General features: G+C 40.8%; 1 protein-coding gene. It reads right to left on the bottom strand.

Annotated elements, in window-relative coordinates:
• Positions 1–2: 2 nt before the first annotated feature.
• Positions 3–8,759: an amino acid adenylation domain-containing protein gene (locus V7K69_RS15230; RefSeq protein ID WP_335035720.1), complete on the bottom strand. Its 8,757-nt coding sequence runs from the start codon at positions 8,757–8,759 to the stop codon at positions 3–5.
• Between the last annotated feature and the right edge of the window lie 789 nt (positions 8,760–9,548).

Raw genomic sequence — 9,548 nt, 5'->3', positions numbered from 1 at the left:
GCTTAAAACTCCACTACCTCACTGCTAACTTCTTTAACTGATAAATCTTGTGTTATTAAATCTACGATTTCTATGTACGCTGCTATCCCGGCTACTGTGGGAGATTCAAATATCGTCTGTATAGATAAGTTCAACCCAAAGACTGAGTTGATTTCTGACAATACTTGGGTAGCTAGTAGGGAATGACCCCCAAGTTCAAAGAAGTTGTCCTTAACGCCAATGCGTTCAACTCTTAAGACTTCGCTCCAAATTTGCGCGAGTTGGGCTTCTATGGGGGTACGAGGTAAAACAAAGCCAGTAGAAAGATTTCTATTAGCTGTATCAGGTGTTGGCAAAGCGCGGCGATCTACCTTGCCATTGGGTGTTAAAGGCAGGGCATTGAGGAGGACAAAAGCTTGCGGCACCATGTAATCTGGTAGCTTTTGTTGAAGAAATTCGCGTACTAAAGGTACTAGCTTTTGGGCTAACTTACCATGTAGAGGGTTGTTAGTGTAATCAGTCCAGGATTTGGTAGTGACGGCTGAATTATTCCAGAAAGCAATTGCGCGATGTGCTTGGTTGCGGCAGAACACAACATCATAGCAACCATCCTGGCTACTCTCCCAGCAACTGGGGTGAACAGTGTAGCCGAGTTGCTGCCCCAACTGGTAAAACTGCTCTGGATTGATCCCAACTGTTGGCTGTTGTGCTAGTAGTTGACGCAGTTGCTCGACTGTCGCCACGCCTGGGGGATTTTCTAACCATTGACAAATCTCTAGTGCTTGCTGTACTCGTTGATTAGGCACGCGCCTGATTCCCAACAGTTCTGGCTTTTCTTGTTGCAAGTAATTTTGAATTTGGGCGAACGAAAGCTTATCTAGTTGCCAATTTAACCAAGGAGCTACTGTGCCTCGAACATCAGTACCGATATGGAGGGTAACATCATAACGGAATTGCGTTAACTCATTGAGGCTGTTACCGCGCTTGGGCTGAATCTCTACCCAACTAATCTGGGGAAAGCGTGTCTGGAGGGCAATGAAGAAACCCGGATCGATGACTAATTCTTCTTCAATAGCGACACTATAATGTACTTGCTGCTGCCATTGCTCAATCGTTTTGTTTGACTCTGCTTGGAACAACTGGACGGCTGCATGGTATGGTTCCAACAGAGGCAAGCTGCGGACATCCCCGACAAATAGCGTTCCCCGATCGCCAATTGCTGCGATCGCACCTTCAATTACTTGTAACAGATACTCAACGCTGGGGAAATACTGCACGATTGAGTTCAAAACTACAGTGTCAAAGTCTCCTTGAGGAATACCTTCAAAGTTATCTGCCATTTGATGCCGCAGTTGCACATGATTTAAACCCTCAACCGTGCTGCATACTTGCTCAACGTGCTGTATGGCGGCGATGGAATAATCAGTTCCCCAATACTGTTGGCAGTTTTTGGCAATGCGCGATAGCAATAACCCTGTCCCACAACCAATTTCTAATACACGCTGTGGCAAGTTTGCTTGAATGCGGCTCGTTGTATTTTCAACCCACTCCTGCATTTCCCACTCTGGGATTGGTTGCTTGGTGTACGAACTATTCCAACCAGCAATATTAAATGTTACGTCATCTGCGGATGCTTGATTATATAGTTGTTCGTAGAGCGTTAGCCAATCATTCACGTACTCACTCTGCCATTGAGCAACCTGCTGGGGTAAAGTTTGACTATGAAGCGCAGGAACTAAGTAAGCTACCAGACGTTTACTTCGGCTTCTCCTGTCGGAGACGCTGCGCGAATGCTCAGTACAAGTATCACCAGGGGTGTCTTCTCTAACTACTACAACACTCTCTTGGACTAAGGGGTGTTGACTTAAAACGGTTTCAATTTCTCCCAGTTCGATACGGAAACCGCGAATTTTCACCTGATAATCTATACGACCGAGAAATTCAATATTGCCATCACTCAGGTAACGTACTTTATCCCCAGTTTTGTAGAGGCGATCGCCAGTCTTGTAAACTCCTGCCTTCTGCCTCTGGTCGCCGAGCGAAGCCGAGGTGCTGCCTCCTGCCTCATTAAAAGGATTGGGTATAAATTTCTCTTTTGTTAAATCCTTACGGTTAAGGTATTCTTTTGCTAGACCATCTCCCCCAATGTACAGTTCTCCGGGTACACCAATGCCCACTGGCTGAAGTTGGGAATCTAACACATAGATTTGGGTGTTGGAAATTGGTTGTCCGATGGGAATAGTTGTCGCATTTTCACTGACTTCTTCCACCAAGTACCAGGAAGTGAAGGTTGTATTTTCTGTCGGCCCGTAAACGTGCAGTAGTCGCTGCGGCGCACCGTTTTTCAGCACTTCTTTTACCCATTTGGGATCGACTGCTTCGCCACCAAATAAAAGATGCTTTAGCGAACTGAAAGCAGAGGGGACTTCCTGAGCAATTTGATTGAATAAAGCAGTTGTTAAGAATAACACGCTGATGCCTTGCGATCGCAAAAAGGCGGCTAAATTTCTGGGCGAAAGTGACAACTCTTTACTCACTCCTACTAACCGCGCACCGTTGAGTAATGCTCCCCAAATCTCGAAAGTGGCAGCGTCAAAGGCGCAATTTGCCGCCTGTGCAATGACATCTGTTGATTCTATGTTGATGTAGTTTGTGTTCAGCACCAAGCGGTTTACGGCTCGATGAGTTACCGCAACTCCTTTGGGTTGACCAGTTGAACCGGAAGTGTAGATGACATAAGCGAGATCGTCAGATGTGACTTGGGCTGTGGGGCTTTGCTGACTTTCTTGAGCGATCGCTGCTGCATCGGTATCAAAGCAAACAACACACCCTTGATGTTTCGGAATTCCATCAGCTAATTTCTCTGTTGTCAACAGCACCGATAACTGCGTATCTTCTACTATAAAAGTTAAACGCTCTTTAGGATATTCTGTATCCAAAGGCACATACGCTCCACCTGCCTTGAGAATTGCCAATAACCCGACAACCATAGATACAGAACGTTCAATACAAATACCTACTAGCACGCCTGGTTTTACACCTAGTTTTTGCAGATAATGTGCTAATTGATTTGCCTGTATATTCAACTCCCGATAGGTAAGTTGTTGTTCTCCAAACACTACGGCGACTGCATCAGGAGTCCTTTCAACTTGGGCTGTAAATAACTGATGGATACATTGGTTACTGGGATAATTGGTATAGGTGTTGTTCCACTCTATTAACAATTGCTGCTTTTCTTGTGCTGTCAGTAGCGACAATTCATTAACTGGTTGCTCTGGATTGCTGACAATGGCCGCTAATAAATTTTGGAAATGCTGCATCATGCGGGCGATTGTCTGTGCATCAAATAAATCGCTGCTGTAATAGCAAATCCCTTCCAGACCTTTGGGAACTTCAAAGAAGTGAACTTCTATGTCAAACCGCACTCCATTAAGTCCCCAAGGCATATCTTCTACTTTTAAACCAGGCAAATCCCAAGGGTCAACCGGAGCATTTTGCAGGGCAAACATCACTTGCACCAGTGGGTTGCGGTCTAAGTTACGCTCAAGGTGCAATTCTTCGACTAACATCTCGAAGGGCAAATCTTGATTGTCATAAGCGTTTTGAGTAACTTGCCGCACCTGCTCTAATAAAGCTTGAAAGGTCGCTTCTTGAGAAAGATTGAATCTCAGTGCCAGAGTATTGACAAAAAATCCAATTAACCCTTCTGTTTCTTGACGATTGCGATTGGCAATTGGCGAACCGACTACAAGATCCGTTTGTCCAGTGTAGCGAGATAGTAATACAACAAAACCAGCCAGCAGTGTCATAAACAAAGTGCCGCCTGAATCTTGGCTTAACTGTCTCAAAGTAGAAGTCAGTTTGCTATCTATTTGAAATCGCTCTATTCCTCCTCGAAAAGTCTGGATAGCTGGACGGGGGTGGTCTGTAGGTAGTTCTAATACAGATGGCGCTCCTGCTAACTTTTGCTTCCAGTAGGTTAACTGACGCTCTAGTACTTTCTGGGTTAGCCATTGGCGTTGCCATAAGGTAAAGTCAGCATACTGTACTGGTAATTCTGGTAAAGCAACAGAGCTACCTGTAGTAATGGCCCGATAATGGGCAGACACTTCACGGATCAAAACACCTTTTGACCAACCATCAGCAGCAATATGGTGAATGGCAAACAGGATTACATACTCATCCTTCGCAACTTGCCATATCTTCACCCGTAACACAGGATCTTTCGTCAAATCAAATGGTTTGTAGGCTTCTTTGACTGCCTGTTGCTCTACTTGTTGCCAAGGTTCTGCTACATTTTGGAGATCCACCACTGGTAAAGTTATGCTGACATTAGACGCTATTACCTGTAATGGCTTGTTATCCTTAACCTGGAAGCAAGTACGCAAAACTTCATGACGCTGCACAATCTTCTGGAACGCTTCTTTTAAAGCCTGAATGTTGAGATTTCCGACTAAACGCACAGCGAAAGGTATTGTGTAGGCTCCACTTTCACCTTCCAATTGATGCAGAAACCACAGGCGTTCCTGCGCCCAAGACAGAGGGATATCTGCGTTCCTAGTAAAGGGTGCGATCGCTGGAAGTATTAAACCCGAACCAGTTTGAAGTTGAGTTGCGATCGCCTCACTCAAGGAGGCAATTGTTGGCGATCTAAATAAAGACTGTACGGGTAAAGAAGTCTGGAAAGCCAAGTTTATCCGAGACACCACTTGAGTAGCTAGTAGAGAATTTCCTCCCAACTCAAAAAAGTTGTCGTGAATGCCTAATAGTGGAACTGGCATCACGTCTTGCCAACATTGAGCAATTTTGAGTTCTACCTCATTGCGTGGTTCTATCCTTTCCCTAATTTCTTGAGAGTTAATTTCCCTAATGAGCCTAGCGCGATCGATTTCGCCGTTTTCTAGACAAGGTATTTCGGGTACTTTTACTAGATTGCAGGTGCAAGAAGTTCCAAACCTGTCTTGCAATTGTAAATCTGCTAGTTTAAAAACCTCGTTACTATTGGTAGTAAAGTACGCAGTTAACTTCTGTAAATTAAAAGTTGACGACTGCAAACGTTGAATGTTTTGGTTGCTACCATCCAAACCTATCAATAGATGCGTTGGCTGACGTTGTAAGCTGGCAAGCATTGAAGATATTGCTTGGGAAGAAGACATCACACAGTAGCCTTTGGCACGGAGCAGATTTTTCATCTGATATCCTTTTCCTTGACTCATGCCTATGTCATCCCACATACTCCAACTCAAACAATAGCTGGCTAATTTACTATGGGAATTTTGGTAATGAGAAAAGCAGTTAAGGAAACTATTAGCAGCTGCATAAGCCCCAACAGCGATACTTCCAAACAATCCGTATACTGAAGAGAAATTGATAAAAATAGTGTCGTGATTATCTTTCACTAATTGATGCAATACCCAAGCACCCAACACTTTAGAACGCAGTACTGCTGCTAAATTCTCCTGAGTTTCTTCAACTACAAGTTGCTCGTGAAAAGTTCCAGCTAAATGAAGTATTCCATCAAGGTTCTTTCCCCATCGAGATTTAGCTTTTTCAACTATTATCTGCAACTGTTTTAAATCGCAAATATCAACAGCTTCGTAAATTATCTCGCCACCAAGTTGTTCTAATTCCTGATACGCTGCCAAGCGTTTTGCAGTATCGCCTTCCGCCTCATGCCATGTATGTTTTTGCGGTAGAGGATTTCTGCCAACCAGTAGTAATCTAGATTGATAATTTTTCAGCAAATAACGTACAATTTCAATACCTATACCACCAAATCCTCCGGCAATTAAATAAGTTCCTTCTTGCTTGAAAGTAATTGATGATAATGGTTCCTTTGTTAAATCAACTTTTTCTAAACGAGGAACGAAACGCTGCCCATTTCTGTAAGCTACCTCACGTTCTTTTGAGGAAACTTGCATTTCTTGTAAGATATAATTCCCATTTTCTTTAACTCCAGCAAAAGGCAAATCAATGTGCCGACAGTTGAAATCTGTTAGTTCTTGGGAAATGGTTTTTAACAAGCCTAATACTGGTGATTTTTCGTAAGCTACTGGGCTATCTGAGGCAATAGATTGAAGATGAGAAGAAACAAATAATAATTGAACTAGATTATTATCACCCTGAACTTTGGCTAAAGCTTTAACTAGGAACAATAAACTATATATTCCATATTTTTGTGCTTGTTCAATAGCATTCAGGCTTGTGACTTCGCCAATATACTTGTCATAAGTCCATAGGTGAAGAATTTGCCCAATAATAATATTATCTGCTGCTAGAGATTCAAGTAATAGTTGGTAACTTTTAGTTTTATCTGGATTAATTGTATAGCTTGAACGATTAATTTTACGGAAGTCTTCTCCAAGGGAAACAGCAATATATGGCAGATTACGTTCAGACAATATTTGACATAAATATGTCCCCAAGCCGAAAGGATCTAGAAATACTAGAGTGTAATTAATAATATTTAAAGATGAATTAAAAGTAATAGGAGATTTAGTCCGCCATACTTGGCGGTAGAACCAATCAGGAATAGTATTGGCATTAGCCAGTAATATGTCAATTCGTTTAATAATTGATATAAACTCACCTTTATTAAAACGCTGACTCAGTTGAGAGCGTTGGATTTTACCAATGGCGGTTTTAGGAATAATTTCTTTATTTACTGGAATTAAATAATCTGGGTTTACTCCCACCTTGTTGACAACAGCAATACGAATTTCCTTAATGAGAGCTAGTAAACTCGCATCATCAGTCAGAGCAGTATTGAAAAAGATAGCTAGTTTATCGGTATTTATTTCTGGTTGTCTCACTCCGCAAGCTGCTGTGTAAGAAACTTCTACTCCCGGAATTTCTTCAACAGCCGCCTCAATTTCGTGACAGTAATAGTTCAGTCCATTAATGATAATGACATCTTTCTGTCTTCCAGTAATAGTTAAACGCCCTCGATCAAGAAATCCTAAATCTCCAGTATTAAACCAACCATCGCTTGTAAAAGCTTCTTGATTTGCTTGGGAATTTTGATAGTAACCAGAAGTTACAGAAGCACCTTTGACTTGTAGTTGTCCAATTGTTTGTTCTTCAACTACTTGGTTTTGGTCATCGACAATTCGCATAGCAAAACCAGGAATAGGTGCGCCCACTTCCACAAATTTTTGCTTGTCTGTAATTGCATCCAATAAAAAGCTGTCAGAATAGGTAACGCCTGAAGATGTTTCAGACATTCCCCATGCTGGATGTATGGCTGTGGTGGATAAATGAAATGGTTCTAATAACTGCAAAAATCTTCTTGCTGTTTTGGCTGCGATCGCTTCACCTCCATTGATTATGAATCGCATGGAAGATAAATCCCACGTAGAATTCGCCTGAGTTTTTAGCTTTTCTATTTGCTCATTGATCAACCCATAGGCGAAATTAGGTGCCCAGGTAATTGTGGCTCTATAGAAAGAAATCCAATCTAACCACCTTGTTGGTTCTTGCAAAACTAATTGTGTAGGAGCGTGAATTTGCTGGCAACCAAGATAGACACTTTTAATGTGGCACATCACTATTCCCCCAACATGATCTAGGGGAACCCAATGCAACCAGACATCTTCTGGGGTAAAACCGTTCATCGCAGCAATGCCAACACAACAATTAATTAAACTGCCATGACTTTGCATAACAGCTTTGGGTGTTCCCGTACTTCCAGAAGTCAAAAGCAAAATTGCTAAATCCTCTGGCTGGCTGGAATGCCAATTAGAGTCCGGTTTGCATTCCCGTAGATGGTCAATAGACTCAACTTGAAAGCTTTTTAAATTTAAAAGCTTTGATAAACTACAAATCTTAGGAGCTAACGAAGTACTTGTCAGTACAAGCGGTTTCTCTAACATCTGCCAAGTGTTTTGCAGCTTGCTGATAGTACTATTGACTTGCTCGTAAGTTGGGGCAATAGATATTGGTACTGGAACAAATCCACCTAACACACAACCCCAAAAAGCACAGATAAAATCTTGATTATCTTCTAGTTGAAAAATTACTTTATCTTGAGGTTTTAGCCCTAGTTTTCTCAATCCGGCTAAAATTTGTTGGGCATTCTGCCATAATTCTTTATAAGATTGAACTTTTTCGCTGCCATCAGGTTGAATATAAATAATACCTCTAGTCGAACATTCAGCAGCTTGCTTTAGTACTTGTGCTAAAGTTTTAGGAGCATTTTGAGGTAATTGTAAAGGCTCACCATAACTAATAGCTAGTTTTTTTGAAGAGGGCAAGCTACTTTTTTTAATCTGTTGATTAGGTGCGGTTACTTGTAATTCTTGCTGGTTATTTTCAGAGGTGAATAATTGAGTTTCACCCAGTAAATCTTCTAAATGTACAGGAGGAATACTTCTAACTCTTGGTTCGGCAACTACTGTAACACGCTCAATTGCTGATAATGACTGTAATTGCTCTTCTATGTGACGTGTTAGGCCAGAGTCAATAACTTCTAAACTAGATAGAGTAGCCTCGTCTACCTGCCCTGTATCTTTCAAGGGGATGGTGGATACTAATGCGATCGCCTTTGGTATTCGTTCATTAGGCAAAATTTTTTGCAAATGAGATAGCAATTGTTCTGCCGTAGATAAGCCTGATGGAACTATATATGCAACTAACTCCCTTTTAAAATCTTTTGTTTGTCTCTCTACTACTACACAATCATCTACATATAAACTCGACCGAATAGCAGCTTCTATTTCTTTGTATCTATAATTTTTATTACTTGAATTTGCTATAATTTCACTAAATTTATTTAATTGCATCAGTTCTTAGATCCCTTTTATTGTCCAATTTTTAATAATTATAATTAATTAACTATATCTTCTTAATCAAAAATACCCTTTTTCCATAAATCTAACACTTCGTTGGCATCATCCTATTGCTTGTGAGATATGATTAACAATAATTTAGTTATATGTAGTTAACCTAATTAAAACTGGAAATTTATTTAGTGATTTTTATCTATTTAACGTGGTGTGCAACTTTCTCTCAAACTTAACCCCCAGCCCCTTACGCCAGTTGCTACAACTTTGGGAACCAAAGCAACGCACTGGTTTCCCTACGAGAAAAGGGGGGCAAGATTCAAAGCCTCTCTCCTTGCAGGGGGGGAGGTTTCAAGAATAAGTCGCACATCGCGTTATTTATTTATTGAAAATATAATCTCAGGGTTATCAGTCAAATGCAAGGTCAGTTAAGACAGTTAAGAAAATAGTTAAGACAGTTAAGAAAATAGTTAAGATACTTAAGACAGTTAAGACAAATTAGATAACATCTGCCTAACCTTAGCTTTTTGGGAGAATTATTAATATCATAAATTTTGTCAATATACCTTCGGAAGTAAATATATTTGTATAAGAGTAATATTTGTAACTTAGGAAAAGAAGTAAGCTTCGTTTTCCCTTATCCCAAACCATTATTTGTGATGTTACGCCTTATTACAGCCGATCACAAAAATTTTTGATCTAGTAACTGTGTTCAGGGTAGAAGACCTGTACTAATTAAATATAAAGAAGCTAAATTTAACCATTATCAACTGTTTTAATATTCTAATT

This window comes from Nostoc sp. (genome assembly GCF_036917775.1).
Classification (GTDB): Bacteria; Cyanobacteriota; Cyanobacteriia; order Cyanobacteriales; family Nostocaceae; genus Nostoc.
The sequence above is the reverse complement of the archived record's forward strand: the minus strand, read 5'-3'. Positions and strand labels throughout refer to the sequence as shown.

Excerpts from the sequence above, each read along its gene's own strand:
- V7K69_RS15230 (WP_335035720.1), bottom strand. The coding sequence starts at position 8,759 with ATGCAATTAAATAAATTTAGTGAAATTATAGCAAATTCAAGTAATAAA.